This is a genomic window from Actinoallomurus acanthiterrae (assembly GCF_054775715.1).
In genome coordinates, this window is the sequence record NZ_BAAHCO010000001.1 from 662,172 (window position 1) to 681,511 (window position 19,340).

Annotated in this window: 15 protein-coding genes and 1 pseudogene; 3 read left to right on the top strand and 13 right to left on the bottom strand. The window is 72.7% G+C overall.

What is annotated here, in order from left to right; all coding sequences use genetic code 11:
- Positions 1 to 41 precede the first annotated feature (41 nt).
- The 7 genes and pseudogenes from ACYVF7_RS03280 to ACYVF7_RS03310 form a co-directional block, all read right to left on the bottom strand.
- Entirely contained in the window at positions 42 to 896 is an 855-nt protein-coding gene (locus ACYVF7_RS03280) for a transketolase (protein ID WP_460334617.1), read from the bottom strand.
- Positions 886 to 3,978 carry an acyltransferase domain-containing protein gene (locus ACYVF7_RS03285; RefSeq protein WP_460357774.1) on the bottom strand — a complete coding sequence of 1,031 codons (3,093 nt, stop codon included), beginning with the start codon at positions 3,976 to 3,978 and terminating at the stop codon, positions 886 to 888. The genes ACYVF7_RS03280 and ACYVF7_RS03285 overlap by 11 nt, the downstream gene beginning before the upstream one ends.
- Before the next feature lie 84 nt (positions 3,979 to 4,062).
- Positions 4,063 to 5,129, bottom strand: a pseudogene (locus tag ACYVF7_RS03290) (beta-ketoacyl [acyl carrier protein] synthase domain-containing protein); the annotation flags it as partial.
- A complete protein-coding gene (locus tag ACYVF7_RS03295; RefSeq protein WP_460334620.1) occupies positions 5,129 to 6,190 on the bottom strand; it encodes a ketoacyl-ACP synthase III family protein in 1,062 nt (353 codons plus the stop codon). The gene ACYVF7_RS03295 and the pseudogene ACYVF7_RS03290, both read right to left, overlap by 1 nt.
- A 32-nt stretch (positions 6,191 to 6,222) precedes the next feature.
- Positions 6,223 to 7,260 (bottom strand): ketoacyl-ACP synthase III family protein, encoded by a 1,038-nt coding sequence (locus ACYVF7_RS03300; protein WP_460334622.1) that lies wholly within the window; start codon positions 7,258 to 7,260, stop codon positions 6,223 to 6,225.
- A gap of 34 nt (positions 7,261 to 7,294) precedes the next feature.
- Entirely contained in the window at positions 7,295 to 8,167 is an 873-nt protein-coding gene (locus ACYVF7_RS03305; protein WP_460334625.1) for a phytanoyl-CoA dioxygenase family protein, read from the bottom strand.
- 32 nt (positions 8,168 to 8,199) lie between these two features.
- Positions 8,200 to 9,870 (bottom strand): FAD-dependent monooxygenase, encoded by a 1,671-nt coding sequence (locus ACYVF7_RS03310; RefSeq protein ID WP_460334628.1) that lies wholly within the window; start codon positions 9,868 to 9,870, stop codon positions 8,200 to 8,202.
- Positions 9,871 to 10,127: 257 nt separating this feature from the next.
- Here ACYVF7_RS03310 and ACYVF7_RS03315 point away from each other — a divergent pair, with 257 nt between their 5' ends.
- Together ACYVF7_RS03315 and ACYVF7_RS03320 are read left to right on the top strand one after the other, a co-directional pair.
- The gene (locus ACYVF7_RS03315) at positions 10,128 to 11,369 is read left to right on the top strand and encodes a cytochrome P450 (RefSeq protein WP_460334631.1); all 1,242 of its coding nucleotides are present in this window, start codon (positions 10,128 to 10,130) and stop codon (positions 11,367 to 11,369) included.
- Between the two features lie 193 nt (positions 11,370 to 11,562).
- Complete coding sequence (locus tag ACYVF7_RS03320) at positions 11,563 to 12,756, top strand: cytochrome P450 (RefSeq protein ID WP_460334634.1); 1,194 nt, start codon at positions 11,563 to 11,565, stop codon at positions 12,754 to 12,756.
- A 7-nt stretch (positions 12,757 to 12,763) separates the two neighbouring features.
- On the opposite strand, the gene ACYVF7_RS03325 is transcribed toward ACYVF7_RS03320, so the two are convergent.
- The 4 genes from ACYVF7_RS03325 to ACYVF7_RS03340 form a co-directional block, all read right to left on the bottom strand.
- Positions 12,764 to 13,708 (bottom strand): catechol 2,3-dioxygenase, encoded by a 945-nt coding sequence (locus ACYVF7_RS03325; protein ID WP_460334637.1) that lies wholly within the window; start codon positions 13,706 to 13,708, stop codon positions 12,764 to 12,766.
- Complete coding sequence (locus ACYVF7_RS03330; RefSeq protein ID WP_460334640.1) at positions 13,692 to 14,837, bottom strand: 4-oxalomesaconate tautomerase; 1,146 nt, start codon at positions 14,835 to 14,837, stop codon at positions 13,692 to 13,694. The genes ACYVF7_RS03325 and ACYVF7_RS03330 overlap by 17 nt, the downstream gene beginning before the upstream one ends.
- On the bottom strand, positions 14,834 to 15,529 hold the full coding sequence (locus ACYVF7_RS03335; RefSeq protein ID WP_460334643.1) for a 4-carboxy-4-hydroxy-2-oxoadipate aldolase/oxaloacetate decarboxylase: 696 nt from the start codon (positions 15,527 to 15,529) through the stop codon (positions 14,834 to 14,836). The genes ACYVF7_RS03330 and ACYVF7_RS03335 overlap by 4 nt, the downstream gene beginning before the upstream one ends.
- 137 nt (positions 15,530 to 15,666) lie before the next feature.
- On the bottom strand, positions 15,667 to 16,410 hold the full coding sequence (locus tag ACYVF7_RS03340) for a PIG-L deacetylase family protein (protein ID WP_460334646.1): 744 nt from the start codon (positions 16,408 to 16,410) through the stop codon (positions 15,667 to 15,669).
- A gap of 170 nt (positions 16,411 to 16,580) precedes the next feature.
- On the opposite strand from ACYVF7_RS03340, the gene ACYVF7_RS03345 reads away from it, so the two are divergent.
- Positions 16,581 to 17,981: an MFS transporter gene (locus ACYVF7_RS03345; protein WP_460334649.1), complete on the top strand. Its 1,401-nt coding sequence runs from the start codon at positions 16,581 to 16,583 to the stop codon at positions 17,979 to 17,981.
- A 157-nt stretch (positions 17,982 to 18,138) separates the two neighbouring features.
- On the opposite strand, the gene ACYVF7_RS03350 is transcribed toward ACYVF7_RS03345, so the two are convergent.
- Both ACYVF7_RS03350 and ACYVF7_RS03355 read right to left on the bottom strand, forming a co-directional pair.
- The gene (locus ACYVF7_RS03350; RefSeq protein ID WP_460334652.1) at positions 18,139 to 18,798 is read right to left on the bottom strand and encodes a GntR family transcriptional regulator; all 660 of its coding nucleotides are present in this window, start codon (positions 18,796 to 18,798) and stop codon (positions 18,139 to 18,141) included.
- Positions 18,799 to 18,906: 108 nt separating this feature from the next.
- Positions 18,907 to 19,293, bottom strand: a complete 387-nt coding sequence (locus tag ACYVF7_RS03355; protein ID WP_460334655.1) for a winged helix-turn-helix transcriptional regulator — start codon at positions 19,291 to 19,293, stop codon at positions 18,907 to 18,909.
- Between the last annotated feature and the right edge of the window lie 47 nt (positions 19,294 to 19,340).

Below are 19,340 nucleotides of genomic sequence, written 5' to 3' on the forward strand. Positions count from 1 at the left end.
CCCCCCGGCAAAGGCGAGGCCCATGCCCTCGCTTCGCTCGGTCATGTGCCGGCCTCCAGCAGGGTCTCCAGGAAGTCGACCGCCGCCGCGTACTCCGCCGCCGACGGGAGGTCGGCGTGGCTGCCGTTCATGAGGACGCGCCCAGGGCCGAGCCACCCCTTGCGGGTGTGGGCGATGATCGCCGACGGCCCGCCCGTGGCGCGTCGCCGGAACGCGTCGCGCAGCGCGCCGTGGTCGTGGCCGTCCACCTCGTCGACCTGCCAGCCGAACGCGCGCAGCTTGTCGGGCAACGGGCGCAGCGGCAGGATGTCGTCGACCGCGCCGTCGCTCTGGCTCCCGTTGTGGTCGATGATCGCCACCAGGCCGGGCACCCGTTGCGCTCCGGCGTACATGAACGCCTCCCAGACCTGACCCTCCTGGCACTCTCCGTCGCCCAGAAGGCAGTACACAGTGGAGTCCCGGCCGTGGAGCCGCTTGCCGAGGGCACGGCCGACGGCCACCGACAGGCCCTGGCCGAGTGCTCCCGTGCTGACGTCCACCAGGTCGAGCCGCGTACGATCCGGGTGCCCCTGCAACCGGCTGTCCAGGGCGCGCAGCGTGCCGACGTCCTCGGCGGGCAGGTCGCCGTCGACGATCAGGGCGGCGTACCAGGCCGGGGCCGCGTGTCCCTTGGACAGGACGAAGACGTCGCCTGCGGACGGGTCCGGCGTCCAGTCCATCTGGTCGAACTTGAGCACGCTGATGATGTCCGCGCACGACAGGGACGAGCCGACGTGCCCGGACCCGGCCCGGTGGATCATCTCCAGCAGGACGAGCCGGCACCGGGTCGCGAGGTGGGCGATCCGGTCGGTATCGGCACGTTCGACCGGCCCGGCGACCACTCCCTTACCGCGCATCCGCGCTCCCGTTCGCGTCCCCCGGGCTCACGAGTCCGGCGCTCCCGTTCGCGTCCACGGGCCTGGTGCTTCCGTTCGCGTCCACGGATCCGGTGCTTCCATTCGCGTCTGCCCCGCTCACGGACCCGGTGCTTCCGTTCGTGCCAGCTGCGGTCACGGACCGGACGCCTCCGTTCGCGTCTGCCCCGGTCACGAGCCCGGTGCTTCCGTTCGCGTCCGCTGCGATCACGGACCGGGCGCTCCCGTTCGCGTCTGCCCCGCTCATGGGCCCCGCGCTCCCGTTCGCGTCCACGGCGGTCGAGGGTCCGGTGTTCCCGTTGGCGTCCGCCCCGGCCATGAGTCCGGCGATGTAGTCGGAGACCGCGGCGATGGTCGGCTGCCGCCACAGCAGAGTGGTCGGCAGCGAGCAGCGGAACCGTTTCTCCAGCCGGCGCCGGACGACGACCGTGAGCACGGAGTCCAGTCCCTGTTCGACGAGCGGACGGTTGGGCGAGAGGTCGGTGGGGTCCAGCCGCATCTCCTTGGCGATCTGCGCGCCGACCTCCTCGATCAGCACGGCGCGCAGTTCCTCCGGGCTCAGGTGGGCGTACGAGTCGGCGGGCCCAGAGCCGTTCGCCGTCGCGACACCGGTGGACGGGGCGTCGATCACCGGGTACCGGAGGCCGGACAGCCAGGCGACGACGGTGCCGGCCTCGTCGGTGGCGTCCGTCACGCGTACCTGAACGGTGTCGGCCTGCTCCGGGTCGAGCCACACGTCGAGGTGCACCGCGTCCGGTGGTTCCCCGACCGTGACCAGCCGGTCCACGAAGGTGACCATGCGCAGCAGCGGATCGCCGGGGAACGCGCTCGGTGCGACCGACATGGCGGCGTCCAGCACGGGGGCCCAGGTGGTGGCGGGCCCGCACCGTACGCGGGCGCGCAGCGCGCCATGGCCGCGCAGGAGTTCCTCGACGGTCCACGCGAACCCGGTGCCGGGCACGCCGACGGCTGCCAGCCGCTCCGTGACCGAGCCGGGGTCCGCCGAAGTGAGCGGCAGGACCGGAGGCGCCGGCGGTTCGCCGAGGTCGGCGGGCACCACACTGGTAGCGATCATCTGCCAGGCCGCGTCCGGGTCGCCGGCGCTACGGGAGGCCAGCCGCAGCCCGGTCCCCTGCCGTACGACCTGGACCTCGCGGCGGTCGGCGGTCAGCAGCGGCGCCGACATCGTCACCTCGCTGAGCGCCTGACCGCCGGACGCGGCGAAGAACGTGGTCGCCAGCACGGCGGCGGGCACGATCTCGACACCCTCGATGGCGTGGCTACCGGGATACGGCCGGGTCTGGTCGTCCAGGGCGGTCCGCCAGAGCCGGATGTCAGTGCCGGCGAGGTCGATCGCGTCGCCGAGCAGGGTGTACGCGTCCGGGTCGTGGCCGCGGCCACCGGCGTCGGGGGCGGACGGCGGTCGCCAGTGCCGGCGGCGCTGCCACGGATAGGTGGGGAGCGCGGCCGGCCCGGCCGGCTGGAGACGGCGCCAGTCCAGCGCGACGCCGGCGCAGTGCGCGGCGGCCGCACCGGCCAGGAGGGTGGCCCGCGCGGGCCGGTTCCGGCGCAGCGACGAACCGACGAACACGTCCTCGTGCCCGACGGCGGACAGCGTCTCCAGCAGCGAGTGGGTCACCACCGGATGCGGGGAGACCTCCACGAAGGCCCGGTACCCGTCGGCCGCCGCCGCCGTGACAGCGTCGGCCAGGCGTACCGGCCGGCGCAGGTTGGTCGCCCAGTACGCGCCATCGAAGCCGGGCGCCGCCCGCGAATCGTCCAGCGCCGTCGAGTAGACCCGGAGTCGCGGGGCGGCGGGAGTCAGGTCGGCCGCGGCGGCGGTCAGGTCGGCCAGCAGCGGATCCATCTGCGGCCCGTGGAACGCCACATCCGAGGCGACCCGGCGGGCGGGGACGCCCTCCTCGAGCCAGCCGGCCAGCACCTCCGCGACGGCGTCCGGGTCGCCGGAGACGACCGTCGATCCGGGCGACGAGGCGATCGCGGCGACCACGTCGGTACGGCCCGCGAGCCGCTGCGCCGCGTCCGCGAAGGGCAACTGCACCAGGGCCATCGCCCCATGCCCAGCGACCCGCCGCAGCAGCTTGGACCGCCGGCAGATCAACCGGGCGCCGTCGAGGCGACTCAGCGCGCCGGCGGTCACGGCGGCGGCGATCTCGCCGACCGAATGACCGATCACCGCGTGCGGGCGCACCCCGTACGCGCGCCACAGCTCGACCAGGCCGAGCTGCATCGCGAAGATCATCGTCTGGATCCGGTCGACCTCCGTCAGGTCCCCGCCGGTGAGCGCCTCTCGTGGGGAGAAACCGATCTCGGCGGCGAACACCGGCTCCAGCTCGTCGATCACGGCCGCGAACGCGGGCTCGGTCGCCAGCAGCTCCCGGCCCATGCCGGCCCACTGCGAGCCGTGCCCGGAGAACACGAACACTGGTCCCGGCCCGGGATCGGTGAGCACCCGGCCGGTGGTCACCGCGTCGTGCGGGGCGCCGGACGCCAGGGCGCGCAGGCCGTCGGCCAGCGCCCCTGGGTCCTCGGCGGCAACCACCGCCCGCTCCGCCAGGTGGGCCCGGCGCAGGGCGAGCGTGTGCCCGACCTCGGCCACCGGGAGGTCACCGGCCACGTCGGCGAGGGCACCGGCGGCCTGCCGCAGCGCAGCCCGCGACGCGGCGGACACGGGGAACAGCGAGCCCGCGGTTCCCTCGGCGACGAGCGACGGCGGGCTTGTGGTTCCCTCGGCGATGAGCGACGGCAGACCTGCGGTTCCGTCGGTGACGGGCGACGACAGGCCTGCGGTCCCCCCGGCGGACACGGGGGACAGCGGGCCCGCGGTCCCATCGGCGACGAGCGACGGCAGACCTGCGGTCTCCTCGGCGACGGGCGACGGCGGGCCTGCGGCCCCATCGGCCGGAGGCGCCTGTTCGAGGACGACGTGGGCGACGGTGCCGCCGTAGCCGAAGGCGGAGACGGCGGCGCGGCGCGGGTGCGCGGAGCCGGGCCACGGCGTCGGCGCGCCGACCACGCGCAACCCGGCGCCCGCCCAGTCCACGGCCGACGTGGGGGTGTCGAGCCGGCTCGGCGGCAGCTCGCCGCGGTCGAGCGCGAGGACCGCCTTGACCAGGCCGGCGATGCCGGCGGCGCCTTCCAGGTGGCCGATGTTGGACTTCGCCGAGCCGATCAGGCAGGGCCGGTCCGCCGGCCCGCGCCGTACACGTTGCCCAGCGCGCCCGCCTCGAGCGGGTCGCCGACCGCCGTGCCGGTGCCGTGCGCCTCGACGTAGCCGACGGTGCCGGGCTCGACGCCGGCCTGTCGCAGGGCGCGGCGCATCACGTGCTCCTGCGCCTGGCCGCACGGTGCCATGATGCCCACGGTGCGGCCGTCCTGGTTGACCGCGCTGCCGCGGATCGTCGCGAGGACCCGGTCCCTGTCCCGTACGGCGTCGGCGAGCCGCTTGAGCACCACGATCGCCGCGCCCTCGCCCCGCCCGTACCCGTCGGCCGCGGCGTCGAACGACTTGCTCCGCCCGTCGGGTGCCAGAGTGCCGGCGGCGTCCAGGGTCAGTGTCTCGCCGGGGGAGAGGATGAGGTTCACCCCACCGGCCAGCGCGACGTCGCTCTCCCCGGCCCGCAGCGCCTGAACGGCCAGGTGCACGGCGACCAGCGACGCCGAGCAGGCCGTGTCCACCGCGAGGCTGGGGCCGCGCAGGTCCAGCGCGTACGAGACGCGGTTGGCCACCGCGCAGGTCGCCGCGCCGATCCCGGTCCACGCCTCGATGTCGGGCAGGTCCTCCAGCAGCCGATGCCCGTAGTCGCCGGTGCAGACCCCGACGTACACGCCGGCGTCGGTGCCGGCGATCGCGTCCGGCGACACTCCGGCGTGTTCGAGGGCCTCCCACGCGGTCTCCATCACCAGGCGCTGCTGCGGATCCATCAACTCGGCCTCGCGCGGCGACAGCCCGAAGAACTCCGCGTCGAAGCCGGCCACGTCCTCCAGGAAGCTCCCGCGCGGGACGGTGCGGCGAACCGCCGCGGCGTACGCCGGGCCACGGTCGGCGTAGTCCCGCCAGCGGTCGGCGGGCGCCGGCCCGCTCGCGTCCCGTCCCTCGCGCAGCAGGTTCCAGTAGGCGTCCGGGGAGTCGGCGCCGCCGGGCAGGCGGCAGCCGATCCCGATAACCGCGATCGCCTCGGCCGGTCGGTCCATCACGTATCGCCTCCTCGTGTCCGCGCCCAAACGGGCGTCTCGGTCACCTCCACGACGGCGGCGGAGATGGTCACCCCCGGTCCGTAGGCGAACATCAGCAGATGGTCGCCGGGACCCAGCTCACCTGTTCGGACCAGTCGCTCCAGCGCGAGGACCTGGTCGCTCGCCCCGCAGTGCCCGATGGTCCGGCCGAACTCCCACGTCGAACGGGACGCCGGGATCTCCAGCCGGATCTCGCAGACCTGCTCGGCGATGTCCCGGGAGGTGTTCATGCACGCCACCCGCGTCACGTCGGCCGCCTTGATCCCGGCCTCCGAGAGCGCCTGGTCGATCACCCCGGCCATCCGCTCGTCCAGCGTCACCAGCACTCCTGTGCCGTCGCCCTCGACGACGGCGCGCCGCCGGAACTCGTCGTTGTGGGCCGCGAAGTCCACCCGGCGGCCCGCGGTGATGCCGGGCGGGAACAGCGGCTCGGCGCAGCGGTGCATCTCCTCGGCCTGCGACACCGACACCGTGCACACCGACGCCAGCCGGGCGAACCCTGGCTCGGTGTCGAGCACGAGCGCGCTGCCCGCGTCGCCGGCGACGGCTCCGGGCAGCATCCGCCACCGGTCGACCAACGGCGTGCCGTAGTTGTCGGCGGCGACCAGCAGCGCGGCCCTGCGGCCCGGTGCGGCCCGCAGGTGGCCCGCCGCCAGCTCCAGCGCCGCGAACATGCCGTTGCAGCCCTGCCTCAGCTGCGTGGCCAGCACTCCGTCGCCGACCAGGTGGCGTTGCACGTACGCCTGCGGGGGCCAGCCCTCCGGCCCCTGATGCCAGGTCGAGACGTACAGCAGGAGGCCGAGGTCGGTGGGGGACCGGCCGCTCCGGGCGAGCGCGCTCCGCGCCGCGCGCAGCGCCATCTCCGGCGCCGGGACGTCACCGGCCACCGCGACGGAGGCCAGGCCGTACAACTCGACCTCGTCCGCGGTGTACCGGCCGGCCGCCACGGCGTCCTCCACCGTGACCGTGCCGGGAACGTACGACCCGACCCCGCTGATGTACATGTCCGCCGTCTCCATGCCTGCCTCCTCGAACTCCGCTCAGCGGCCGGTCACGCGTACTCCTCCGGCACGCCGAGGATCCGCAGTACGGCGCAGGCCATGGTGGTGCCGGCGCCGAGCCCGACGAGCAGCACGTGGTCACCGGCGGCCAGCGCCCTGGTGGACAGCAGGTGGTCGAGGGCGACGAACTGGTCGCCGACCCCGAGGTGCCCGATGCTCGCGCCGTACTCCCAGGTGCTGTCGGCCAGGCTCAGCCCGAGCCAGTTGAGTCCCCGGTGTTCCAGGTCGTCCCAGCGCCCGTGGGGGAACGCCACGCGCGCCACGTCGTCGAGCGTGATGTCCGCCTCCTTGAGGGTGCGGTCGACCAGCTCGATCAGCGTCTTCTGGATGGCCAGCATGACGCTCGCGCCGTCCCCTTCGATCAGCCGCTTGCGGAACTCCACGTTGCGCGCGGCGAAGTCCAGCGGCCGGCCGACGGTCGCGTCCGGCGGGAACATCGGCACGCCGCCGTCGTTGACCGCCTCCGCCTCCGGCAGCACGGTCACGTTGACCGACCGCACCTCGGCGAACCCGGTGTCCGTCGTGACCAGCAGCGCGCATCCGGCGTCGCCCAGCACGCAGCCCTCGATCGCCCGCCACCGGTCGACCAGCGGCGTGCCGTGGTTGTCCGCGCCGACCAGCAGCGCGCCGCCACCGCCCGGCCGCAGGTATCCGGCGGTCAGCTGCAGGGCGCTGAACAGCCCGCAGCAGCCGTTCCGGAGTTCGACGGCCAGGACGTCGCCGCCCACCAGGTGCTGCTGGAGGTAGTACTGCGGTTCCCAGCCCTCCGGACCCTGGTGCCAGACGTCGCTGTACAGCATGAGGTCGAGGTCGCGCGGCGACATCCCGCCGGACCGCTCGAACGCGTGCCGGGCGGCGCGGAGCGCCAGCTCCGGGGCCGGCAGGTCGCCGGCCACCGCCGCGCCGCCGAGACGGAAGTACTCGACCTCGTCCGCAGGGTAGCGGCCCTCGGCGGCGGCCGTCTCGATGGTGACCACCGGTGGCAGATGGACGCCGATACTGCGCAGGTACAGGTCGGGTGTGCGCATCTGTCTGTCCCTCCTTCGACGCGGTGACCTCCCGTTATCGGGCGTCGGACATCGCGGCGGGGTCCGCCGCCCCGTCGCGGAGCAGCAGCATCGGATCGCTCAGCTCGTACAGGCCGCACATCGGCGGGCAGGGCTCGTAACCGATGAGCCGCTGGATGTCCTCGGGGTACGTGCGGACCACCTCCAGCGGCACGGACAGGTACTGGTTCTCCTCCTGCCGGAGGTTGCCGAGGTCGAGTGCGTACGACAGGCCGGTGCGGGGCGCGTCGGAGGCGTTGACGCCGGCGCCGTGGTACGTGCTGCCCAGCCACACCAGCGCGGAGCCGGCCCGCATCGCGGCGGGGACCGCCTCGGGGTCGCGGGGCGCCCGCTCGTCGTCCCACCGGTGGCTGCCCGGGATCACGCGCGTGGCGCCGTTGACCGCGGTGAACTCGGTGGCGGCCACCATGACCTGCACCCGGCTCTCCGGACCCGGGTGGGTCCGCAGGTGGGCGGTGTCGTCCCGGTGCAGTCCCTGGAGCGGCACCCCCGGCCAGATCTGGATCACCCGGGAGATGCCGAGCTGGATGGTCGGGACGAACTCCACGCGCTGCTCGCCGAGCCAGGCCCGTACCGGGCGCTGCAGGAAGTGCCGTGCCACGCCGAGGAGGTGCCGCTGCCGCAGGATCGGGACCGAGTGCGCCGTCCGGCGGACCAGTCCCGGCAGGATCCGGGTCTTCTCGCCGACCAGCCTTCCGTCGCCGTCCGCCTGGCGTTCCAGGGCCGGCCCGAGGTCGTTCCAGAGTCCGCCGAGCGTGGCGGCGTCGACGAAGTCCTCGACGATCACCGCGCCGTCGCGGTCGACGACGTCGATGGCCTCCTCGACCGGCGCGGATGCCGGGAGTGTGGTCAGCCTGGGATCACTCATTCCGCCTCCGGGAGCGTGCGGTTGTGGACCTGTCATGCCGCGGACGGGGGGCCGAACCATCGGCCGAGGGCGTCCGGCAGCGACGCCGGGTCGGCGGGAGTGCTCCAGGCGACGAAGCCGTCCGGCCGGATCAGCAGGGCGTCCGCCGGTGGCTCGTCGCACTCGGCGGTGATGATGTCGACCCGATCGGACCAGGGTTCGGCGAGGGCCCGGAGTTCGGGACCGGCGCCGAGGTCGAGCAGCAGCGCCCGCCCGGTGCGCTGCAGCTCCGCGACCCGTACGGTGCCGTCGGCGTGCTGCGATTCCGTGACCGGCATAGTGCCGTCGGCGTGCCGCCGTTCCGCGACCCGTACGTCGCCGTCGGCGTGCCGCGGTTCCATGACCTGCACGCCGCCGTCGGCACGCTGCGGCTCCGCGGGCCGTACGGTGTCGTCGGCGAGGCGTAGCCGCAGGTCCGGGCTGTACCGTCCGACCAGGGGGCCGGTGGGCGCGGGATCGCCCATGTCATAGGCGATGTGCAGGTCGTCGACCAGGGAGGTGAGCTGCCGGTTCGCCTCGTCCCGGAGCAGCAGCTCCCGGAGCAGCCGGCGCAGCGCGTCGACGTGGGGGCCGGGCCGCATCAACGCGATCGAGGCGCGCTGGATCTCCAGGGTCTGCGCGCCGATCGGATGCCGCTCGGAGGTGTAGGTGTCGAGCAGGTCGTCGGTGCACCAGCCCCGCGCGACGGCGGCGAGCTTCCAGCCGACGTTCAGCGCGTCGCCCAGCCCGAGGCGCAATCCTGGACCGCTCCAATGAGAGTGGACGTGCGCCGCGTCGCCGACCAGCAGGATCCGCCCGCTGCGGTACGTCTCGGCCTGCCGCGCGTTGTCGGTGAACCGGGTGATCTTCTTGACCTCGGTGACCGTCACCTTGGTCCCGCTGAGCCGGCGCAGCGAGCCCTGGAACTCCTCCAGCGTGATGGGAGCGTCCCGGTTCACCGGAGGGCCGTCGAACTCCAGCGTGATGAACCGGGGCGGCCCCTCCTCGTACACCAGGAGCCCGCAGTCCTTGCGGAACCAGCCCGGCAGGTGGAAGTCGAGGTCGTCGATCTCGGCGAAGGCGCGGTAGCCGGTGGTGACCCCGTCCGTCCCCGGGAAGGCGACGCCGGACAGCTTGCGGACCATGCTCCGGCCGCCGTCGCAGCCGGCGAGCCACTCCGCCTCCATCGCGTACGGCCCGTCCGGGCCGTCGACGTCGAGCCGCACCCGGTCGTCGTACTGCGTGAACCCGGTGACCGTGTGACCGCGCCGGACCTCGACGCCGAGCTCGGCCGCGCGCCGTGCCAGGTCCATCTCCAGCAGCTGCTGGGGCACCAGCAGGTCGGGCGACTCCGGCCGCAGGAGGAACATGCTGGCGAAGTGCCGGGCGCCGGGGAACTCCTTGGGCAGCAGGCTGTCCGGCCGCCGTTCGCCCGCGTCGATCCGGGCCTGTTGCTCGGCGGTGGGCGGCGTGATGGGGGTCTCGGCCACCCCGAGCATCAGGCCGCGGCGGTCCATGATGTCGACGGCTCGCCCGGTGATGCCCTCGGCCTTGGGACGCCACTCGACCTCGGGGAGCCGTTCGAACACCACCACCGGAACGTCGTGAAGCGCCACCTCGCAGGCGAGCATGAGCCCCACCGGTCCACCGCCGACAACCGCCACCTGGGCATCCCGAACCGCCATTAAGCACCCCTGTTCAGAGATGACAGTGAGCTTGCTGGGAGAGTCGTCAGGTCCCCCATCACGGGCCGGTTGAAATTAGGGCGGCCGGTGGGACCTGAGAGTTGACAGATGTGTCTGTTCGGTCAGCGCCGATGCTAATCGGACGGTACGGAACTGACTAGTGGTGTCATTTTTTCGATTCGTCATGCATAATCAGCGGCTGATGATCATCGGCGCGCCCGAGACGTCTGCTCGGCGCCGAGGCGGGAGGTGGCCGGATGAGCGATGGCCCGAGTGCCCGACCATTGGAGACCGATGCCCGACCGTTGGAGACCGATCGGCCGACCCCCTTCGACCCACCCGTCGAGCTGCGAAAACGACCACCGCTGAGCCGGCTGGCCTACCCGGACGGACACCTCGGCTGGGTCGCCACCGGATACTCCGTCGCTCGGTCGATCCTGTCCGATCCGCGCTTCAGCACCCGCAGGGAACTGCTCCACCAGCCGGTCGGCCGCGGATACGCGCGGGAGCGGCCCACGCCCGCGGAGCCGGGCATCTTCCCGCACATGGATCCTCCCGAGCACACGCGGTACCGCCGCCTGCTGAGCCGCCACTTCGGCCCCCGGCGCGTCGCGGAGCTGACGCCGACGATCCGCCGGTACACCGAGCAGGCACTCGCCGACATGGCGGACGGCGGGTCGCCCGCCGATCTCGTCGCGGCGTTCGCCGTGCCGATCCCGGCCCTGGTCATCTGCGAACTGCTGGGCGTGCCGCTGGAGGACCGGCAGGCGATCCAGGCGGCCACCGCGGTGATGAACGACCTGGACTCCACCCCCGAGCAGGCGGTCGAGGCGGTGCTGTCGATCACCGGGACGGTGCGCCGCCTGGTCGCGCGCCTCCGCGCCGGGACGGCGCCATCGGACGACGGGCTGTTGGCGCACGCGGTCGCGACCGGGGACCTGACCGACGACGAACTCACCAACCTCGGCATGGTGCTGCTGGCCACCGGCCACCTGCCGACGTCGAGCATGCTGTCGCTCGGGACGTTCGTGCTGCTGACCGAACCAGCCCAGCGGGCCCGTCTGACCGGGGACCCGGCCCTCGCCGAGCGCGCGGTCGAGGAACTGCTGCGCTACCTGTCGATCCTGCAGTTCGACGTACGCCGCACCGCGCTGGTCGACGTCGAGATCGACGGCCACACCATCGCCGCCGGCGAGACGGTCGTGCTCGCCCTGCCGGTGGCCAACCGTGACCCCGAGCGCTTCACCGACCCGGACACCCTGGACCTGGCCCGTTCCGCGACCGGGCACCTCGCCTTCGGCCACGGCGTCCACCAGTGTCTCGGCCAGCAACTCGCGCGTGCCGAGCTGCGCATCGCGCTGACCGCCCTCTTCGACCGTTTCCCCGACCTGCGCCTCGCCGTGCCACCGGCCGAGGTGCCGACCCGCGACCGGATGGCGGTGTACGGGGTGGACCGGCTGCCGGTCGCCTGGGGTACCACCGCCGACATTCACGACTGAGCGTGCGCGTGTCCGGCCCCCTTGTGTCTCCGAAGGAAGGGGTGAGAGAGCTGACATTAGGTATTACGAGGGGCATGATATGTGCATTCATCGGACCGCTCACTATGCGTGCCGATGAAAATACTCCCGGCAGTTTCCGGTTGCGGAAATGCGCGAATAGTGAACCTTATTCGCCTTATGGGGAGGAAGTGCGATGAGCGCATCCGAGGACGCGCCACCGGCCTTTCCGATGGAGCGGACCTGCCCGTTCGCTCCGCCGGCCGAGTATCGGCGGATGCGCGCCCGCGCGCCGCTCGTCCGCGCCGACCTGCCCAACGGAGCGCCGGTCTGGGCGGTCACCCGTTACGCCGAGGCGCGGCAGATCCTCAGCGACCCGCGGATCAGCTCGAACACCGGACGACCCGAACGGCCTCGCGGGCCCGACGACGATCGCCCCGACGACGGCTTCTTCATCGACCTGGACCCGCCCGAGCACGGTAAGTACCGGCGGATGCTGATCTCGGAGCTGGGTACCCGTCAGGTGGCCGCCATGCGACCGCGCATCCAGCGGATCGTCGACACGGCGATCGACGAGATGCTGGAGCACGGGCCGCCCGCCGACCTCGTCGAGTCGTTCGCGCGCCCGGTCTCGGCACGCGTCATCTGCGAGCTGCTCGGCGTTCCGGCCGGGGACCGGGCGTTCTTCGAGTCCCGGCTCCGGATGCTGGCCGTGATGAGAATCGACCCGCGGGCCCCCCAGGCCTCCCGGGACGTTCGCGGCCACCTGCGCGACCTCATCCACCGCGCCGAGCGCGAACCACAGGACGGCCTCATCGGACGGCTGGCCGCCAGATATCTGCCCACCGGAGAGCTGACCACCGACGCTCTGATCAACGTCGGCTTCCTGCTGCTGCTCGCGGGCTACGAGTCGCCCGCGAACACGATCTCACTGGGCGTGGTGACGCTGCTGGAGCACCCGGAGCAGCTCGCCGCGCTGCGCGCCGATCCGAGCCTGCTGCCGAGCGCGGCCGAGGAGCTGGTGCGGTTCCACTCGGTGCAGGACTGGGTCAGCTTCGACCGGATGGCGGAAGCCGACCTCGACATCGGCGGTGTGCGCGTCCGCGCCGGTGACCGCCTGACGGTACTGGCCGCGTCCGCCAACCGCGATGAGCGGGCCTTCGAGAACCCGGACGAGCTCGACATCCGCCGCTCCCCGCACCACCTCGCCTTCGGCCACGGGGTACACCAGTGCGTCGGCCGCAACCTCGCCCGCGCCGAGCTCGAGATCGCCTACGGCACCCTGCTGGCCCGGATCCCGACGCTGCGCCTGGCGGCCGGGCTCGACGAGCTGCCCTTCGCCTACGACGCCGGGCTCTTCGGGCTGCACGCGCTGCCCGTCGCCTGGTGAGCCAGCCTCATACCGGCGGGGTGCCGTGGGTGTGGAAGGACGCGATGGTCTGCAGGCCCCACGCCTGTCCTTTGGCGCGCTCGGCCTCGGTCCAGGTGATCGTCTTCCAGTCGGGGGCGAGGACGAGCCGCGCGCATGGATTGCAGAGCTCGATGCGGTTGCCGCCGGGCTCGTAGACGTACAGGAAGAACGTCTGCTGGATGGCGTGCTTGTGCGGCCCCGTCTCGATGAACACGCCCTTGTCGAGGAAGATGTCGGCTGCGCGGAGGATGTCCTCACGGGTGTCGGTGGCGAACGCGACGTGGTGCAGACGCCCCTGGCTGCCCGTCCGGTCGCGGGTGTAGACGAGGTCGTACGACTTGTTGGTGAAGGTCAGCCAGCGGCCGGCGATCGTCCCGTCGTCCAGCCTGATCTGCTCGGTGGGGTGCCCGCCCAGGACGTCCCGGACGAACTCCGTGCTGCCCTCCACCTCGGCGGCCAGGAAGTTGACGTGGTCGAGGCGGCGGACGCAGACGCCGCGCGCCGGGTACGCCTGGGCCTGGTTCTTCAGCGAGGGCGTCAACTCCGGGGGAGCGTCGTACCACTCGCTCTCCCAGTAGATCTCCAGCTCATGGCCGTCGGGGTCGCGGAAGACGTATGTGGGGCCGATCCCGGGGTCGCCGTCGCGCCAGCCGACGCCGTACCCGGCCTCCTCGACGGCCTTCACCCGCCGGTCGAGGGCCTCCTGGCTCGACGTACGGAGCCCGGTGCGGCGGATGCCGGACGTGGTGTGGGCGGTGAGCTTCACAGTGTGGTGCTCGTAGTCGTCCCACGTGCGCAGGTAGACGGAGTCGCCGTCGGCGCCGTTCTCGGTCAGGCCCATGACCTCGGTGAAGAACCACAGGCTCTTCTCGGGCTCGGGCGTCAGGAGCTCGACGTGGGCGACGTGCGCGATCTCATGCAGGGGCGCCATGAGTGCCTCCAGGGCGGGGGAAGACGGTGCCGTCGAAGAGCTTGCGGGCCGTGCGTACGACGCTGGAGCGGCGGACGGTGGGACGGGGGGCCGCGTCGTCGAGTTCGACGACGACGTCCAGGCGGCCGGTGGGATGCTCGACGCTCATGGGCGAGCCGGGTACCGGGAATTCGGCCAGGTCGTGGCCGACGGCCCCGTTGCTCATGGTCGAGCCGGGCGCCGGGAGCTCGGCGAGGTCGTGGCCGACGGCCCCGTCCATGAGGAGCGCGGTGGCCACGGTGACGGCCCCGAGGACGCCGATCGACGCGTGGACGCGCAGCGGGATGAACGTCCGGGTGCAGATCGTCCCTCCGTCGCGAGGCGGGGCGACGAGCGTGGTCTTGGGCACGGAGGCGCCGGCGACGTCACCGAGGCCCATGAGCTTTCCGGCCTGGAGCCGGAGGGCCTGAATCCGGTCCCGCAGGCCGTCGTCGGCGGCGAGCTCGTCCGGGCTCTCGTACCCGGTCAGGCCGAACGCGGACGCCTCCGCGACGACGACCGGCATCCCGTTGTCGACGCACGTGACTTCGATCCCGTCGATCACGTCCCGGACCCGGCCGGTCGGCAGCAGCGCCCCGCACGTCGAGCCCTCGGTCCCGGCGAAGTCGACGACGGTCGGAGCCGCGGTGCCGGGGACGCCGGAGATCGCGGTGTCGCCCGCGTACTCCACGATCCCGGACGGGGTCGCGAACGTCGCGGTCGCGACGCTGCCGGAGTTCACCATCCGGATGCGGACGCTCGTCTCCGGGTCGCCGGGCGCGACGAGTCCACGTTCGACCGCGAACGGCCCGACGCCCGCGAGCAGGTTGCCGCAGTTCTGCCGGTCGGAGGCGGTCGGCTCCTCGACCCCGAGCTGGAGGAACAGGTAGTCCACGTCGGCCTCGCGGTCGGCCGAGGGGGAGACGACGGCGACCTTGCTGGTGAGCGGGTGGGCGCCGCCGATCCCGTCGATCTGGCGAGGGTCCGGGGTGCCCATGACGCGCAGGAGCAGGTCGTCGCGGTCGGCCGGACCGTCCGGCAGGTCCGCGGCGAGGAAGTAGGCGCCCTTCGACGTGCCACCCCGCATCAGCATGCAGCGCAGCCCGGTCACGACCCGTCCTCGCCGTACTTCACGTACTCGATGCCGAGCTCGGCGAGCCGATCGCGCAGCCCGTACCGGTCCAGCCCCAGCTCGCCCCGGCGGAAGGCAGCGCGGGCCGCCTCCTCCTTGGCGGCGCGCGCCTCGGCGGCCTCGCGTACGGCGGCCACGTCCGCGCGGGGGACGCACACCACGCCGTCGTCGTCGGCGAGGATCGCGTCGCCCGGGTGGATCGGCTGGCCGGCGATGCTCACCGGGACGTTCACCGCGCCGGGCGTCGCCTTCACCGTGCCCTGGGCGCTGACCGCCGCGGACCACACCGGGAAGCCCATCGCGTGCAGCTCGGCGACGTCCCGTACGCCGGCGTTGATGACGAGGCCGCGGACGCCCCGGTGCTGCAGCGCGGTCGCGAACAGCTCGCCGAACATCCCGTCCGTGGACGGCGACGTGGTCGTGACGACCAGGACGTCGCCCGGACGGCACTGCTCGACGGCCACGTGGATCATCAGGTTGTCGCCCGGCCACGACAGCACCGTCACGGCCGTGCCGCCGACGCGCGACCCGAGGTGGACCGGGCGGATCCCCGGGCCGAGATACCCCGCCCGGCCCATCGCCTCGTGGACGGTCGCGACCCCGTACGCCGCGAGCGCGTCGACCTGCTCCGCGTCGGCGCGCGGCGGGTCGGTGACGACCACGGTCCTCATGTCGGCACCGCCGTCGTCCGCGGGTCGGTCACGGCCACCGTTCTCATGCCGGCACCGCCGTCGTCCGCGGGTCGGTGACGACCACGGTCCTCATGCCGGCACCGCCGTCGTCCGCGGGTCGGTGACGACCACTGTTCTCATGCCAGCACCGCCGTCGTCTGCGGGTACACCCGGACGTACGCCTCGGCCATCGTGTCGTGCGCCAGGCCCAGGTTGGGTCCCGCGTTGCGCTTGAGCTGCACGCCGCGTCGCTTCGCCAGGTCGGTGTAGTAGTCCCACATGTGCTGCTGGGCGGGCAGGCACTCCATCGCCTTGCGCTTGCGCTCGAAGACCGGCGTGATGTCGAGCAGCACGTCCGGCTTGAAATCGCACTGTTCCGGCTGGTGCGGTTCGAAGAGGAACACCGGCGGCGCCCCGAGGGGCTCGCCCGGCGCGTCGTACCCGATGGCCTGCGCGAGGACGCGCGCCTGCAGGGCCATCCGGGCGGCGGCGGGGTGGTCGCCGTTGTACGGGTCGGTGAGCGTGTGGGTCAGCACGACGGCGGGCGTGAACTCCCGGTACACGCGGACGAGCCGATCCACCAGCTCGGGGGTCTCCGGCAGCGGGTAGTCGCCGGCGTCGAGGAACTCGATCTCGGCGCCCAGCTCGGCGGCGGCGGCCTCGGCCTCGGCCCGGCGAATGCCCTTGATCTCCTCGAGGGTCCTGCCGTCGCGCCAGGCGCGGGAGGACTCGCCGCGCTCGCCGAAGCTCAGGCACACCACCTTCGCGGGGTCGCCCCGCTCGGCCGCCAGCGCGATCGCGCCCGCGGCGCGCCAGACGAAGTCACCGGCGTGCGCACTGATCACCAGCAGCGGACCGGCGGAGCTGGTCTCGGTACCCATCAGAACCCTTTCACTGAACGCTCCCCGAACAGGGGCGCTGGCCCCGGCACTCATGCTGTGCTCAGGTCGAATGGATTGTCAACAATTTTGCTGCAGGTCTTGTAGCGAAGAAGTGTCGCAATTACTCTCAGCGCACCAGGTCCGGACCTCCGGCGAAAGCGAGAGACGAGATGCCTGCGAAACCCTCAGACCCCGCGTACGTCCCCCAGCTCCGCAGGCCGGCAACGGTGGTCGTGGTCCTGTGCTGGGCGTTCGTCCTGCTCGACGGCACCGACCTCTTCGTCTACGGCGCCGTCCTGCCTCGGATCCTGAAGGGGCACGAGCTCGGCATCACGGCCGGCCAGGCCGGGGACATCGGCAGCTACACCACGTTCGGCATGCTCGTCGGCGCCCTGTGCGCGGGCACGGTCAGCGACTGGGTCGGCCGCAAGAAGGCGGTCATCGCGAACGTGACGCTGTTCTCTCTCGCGTCCGCGGCCACCGCCGCCGCCCCGTCCGCCGCCGTCTTCGGCGGTGCGCGGTTCATCGCCGGTCTGGGACTCGGCGGGCTCCTCCCGACCGCGATCGCGTATGTGATGGACTACGCGTCGCCCGGCCGGCGCAACCTGATGGTCGGCGTCGTGATGACCGCCCACCAGACGGGCGGCATCGTGGCCGCGGCGCTCGGGCTGTGGGTCGTCCCGTCCTTCGGGTGGCGGTCGGTGTTCTGGCTGGGCGCGGTGCCGGCCGTCGTCGTCGTGCCGCTGGCCGTCAGGTTCCTGCCGGAGTCGGTGAGCTTCCTGGTCGCCAAGGGACGCCGAGAGGAGGCGGAGACGCTGGCACACCGGTACGGACTCGCCCTCGGCACGCCCGCCGCCGCGTCCCGGAGATCCGACGCCTGGCAGAACGACGGACTCGCCCTCGACCTGCCAGCCGCCGCGTCCCGGAGATCCGACGCCTGGCAGAACGTACGGGCCCTCTTCGCGGGCTCGCAGTGGCCGACCACGCTCAGCTTCTGGGCCGCGTCGTTCGCCGGCCTGCTGCTGGTCTATGGGGTGAGCACCTGGCTGCCCACCATGATGCGCGCCAACGGGTACGAACTGGGCTCGGCCGTCAGCTTCCTCCTCGTCATCAACCTCGGCGGCATCGTCGGGCTGCTGAGCGCCGGCCGCCTGTCGGACCGCGTCGGTCCGCTGCGCGTGACGATCGTCTGGTTCGCGCTCACCGCCGTCGGCACCGGGCTGTTCGCCGTGCACATGCCGCTCGCCTTCACCTACCTCGTCGTGTTCCTCACGGGCGCGTTGCTGTTCAGCGCCCAGACGATGGTGTACGCGAGCGTCGGCAGCCGCCACGCGGCCGACAGCCGTGCCACCGCCGTCGGGTGGGTCGCCGGCGTCGGCCGGTTCGGCGCCGTCTTCGGGCCCTGGCTCGGCGGGAGGCTCGTCGCCGACGGCGCCGCGACCTGGGGATTCGCCGCCTTCTCGATCGCCGGGGTGGCCGGCGCGGTCATGATGGCGGCGGCGTACCTGAGCATCCGGCACCGGCCCGTCGCGAGCGCCGTCGTCGACGACGCGCTGCCCGGCCAGGCCTGATCCCGGACCCGGGCGCGCAGCCCCGCCTGATCGAACGCCATGCCGGCCTTGCGGGCTGGTCGAACGCCATGCCGGCCTTGCGGGGGAACGCGCCGGATCCGGGACCGCTCTCCTGGGACCGACGGCCGGAGGCCGCGCGCTCTCCGGCGATGGTCGGTCAGATGGCCTTGAGGGCCTCGATGACGCTGGCCAGGTGCCGGCGCGCGGCGCGCTCGGCGGCGTCCGGGGCGTGCGCGCAGATCTCGTCGATGATCGCCAGGTGCTCGGCCAGCGAGACGTTCGGTCGGCCGGGCACCAGGGCCAGCCGGAACTGGTGGCGGACGTTCTGCGCCCGCAGCCGCTCGACCACGCCCGCCGCCGTGGCCTGGCCGCTGATCTCGATGATCCGGCGATGCAACAGCTGATTCAGCTCGGAGTACTTCAGCACGTGCCCGTCCGCTACGGCGTCGCGCATGGCGTCGCCGATCGACCGCAGCTCGGCGGCCTCCTCGTCGGTGACGCGCTCGGCCGCCTTCGCCGCGCACAGGCCCTCGACGACCATGCGCACCTCGGAGATCTCGATCGCCTCCTCGAGGGTCACCGCGCGGACCCGGGCACCTCGGTGCTGGACGCGCTCGACGAGTCCCTCGTTGGCCAGCTCGAACAGTGCCGTGCGCACGCCGCTGCGGCTGGCCCCGAACTGCTGGGACAGGTCCGCTTCGACGAGACGCTGGTTGGGCGCGAAGTCGCCCCGGACGATCGCCTCGCGGATCGCGGCGGTGACGTCCTGCCGCTCGCCGGCCTCCGGGCCGGTCACGGTCTGCTCCTGCGCTGGCATGATCCCTCGCTCGCGGGCTCGTCCGCGACGCGCCCCGTCCCTTTGTCGTACGGATCGTCGACGATCCGGTGACCGATTCTAGTGCGCCGCTTTCGGGCGGTAGGCGTGTCAGCCGGCGCGGTCGAGGCGGGCGGCGTCGTCGTACGCCTCGCGGGCGTCGAGGAGCTCGTCCCAGTGCTCCGACGTCCAGGCGCAGGCGGCGGCCAGGGGCTCGAGCATGCTGCGGCCCAGCGGAGTCAGCTCGTACTCCACGTGCGGGGTGGCCTCGGCGTAGACGGTGCGCTTGACCAGACCGTCCCGTTCGAGGGATCGCAGCGACTGGGTGAGGACCTTGGGAGTGACGCGGCTCAGCGGTACGCGCAGCTCGGAGAACCGGCGCGGTCCGCCCTCGAGGCAGCGGATGACGAGCGCCGCCCACTTGTCGCCGAAGCGGATCGGGTTGAGTGCGGACGGGCACAGCTCGTCGAACATGTCGGCGGGCAGGGGTTCCCTCATGGCTGCACGATAACCGGTATCCCGGTGGTAACCGCGCCTCTGGATAG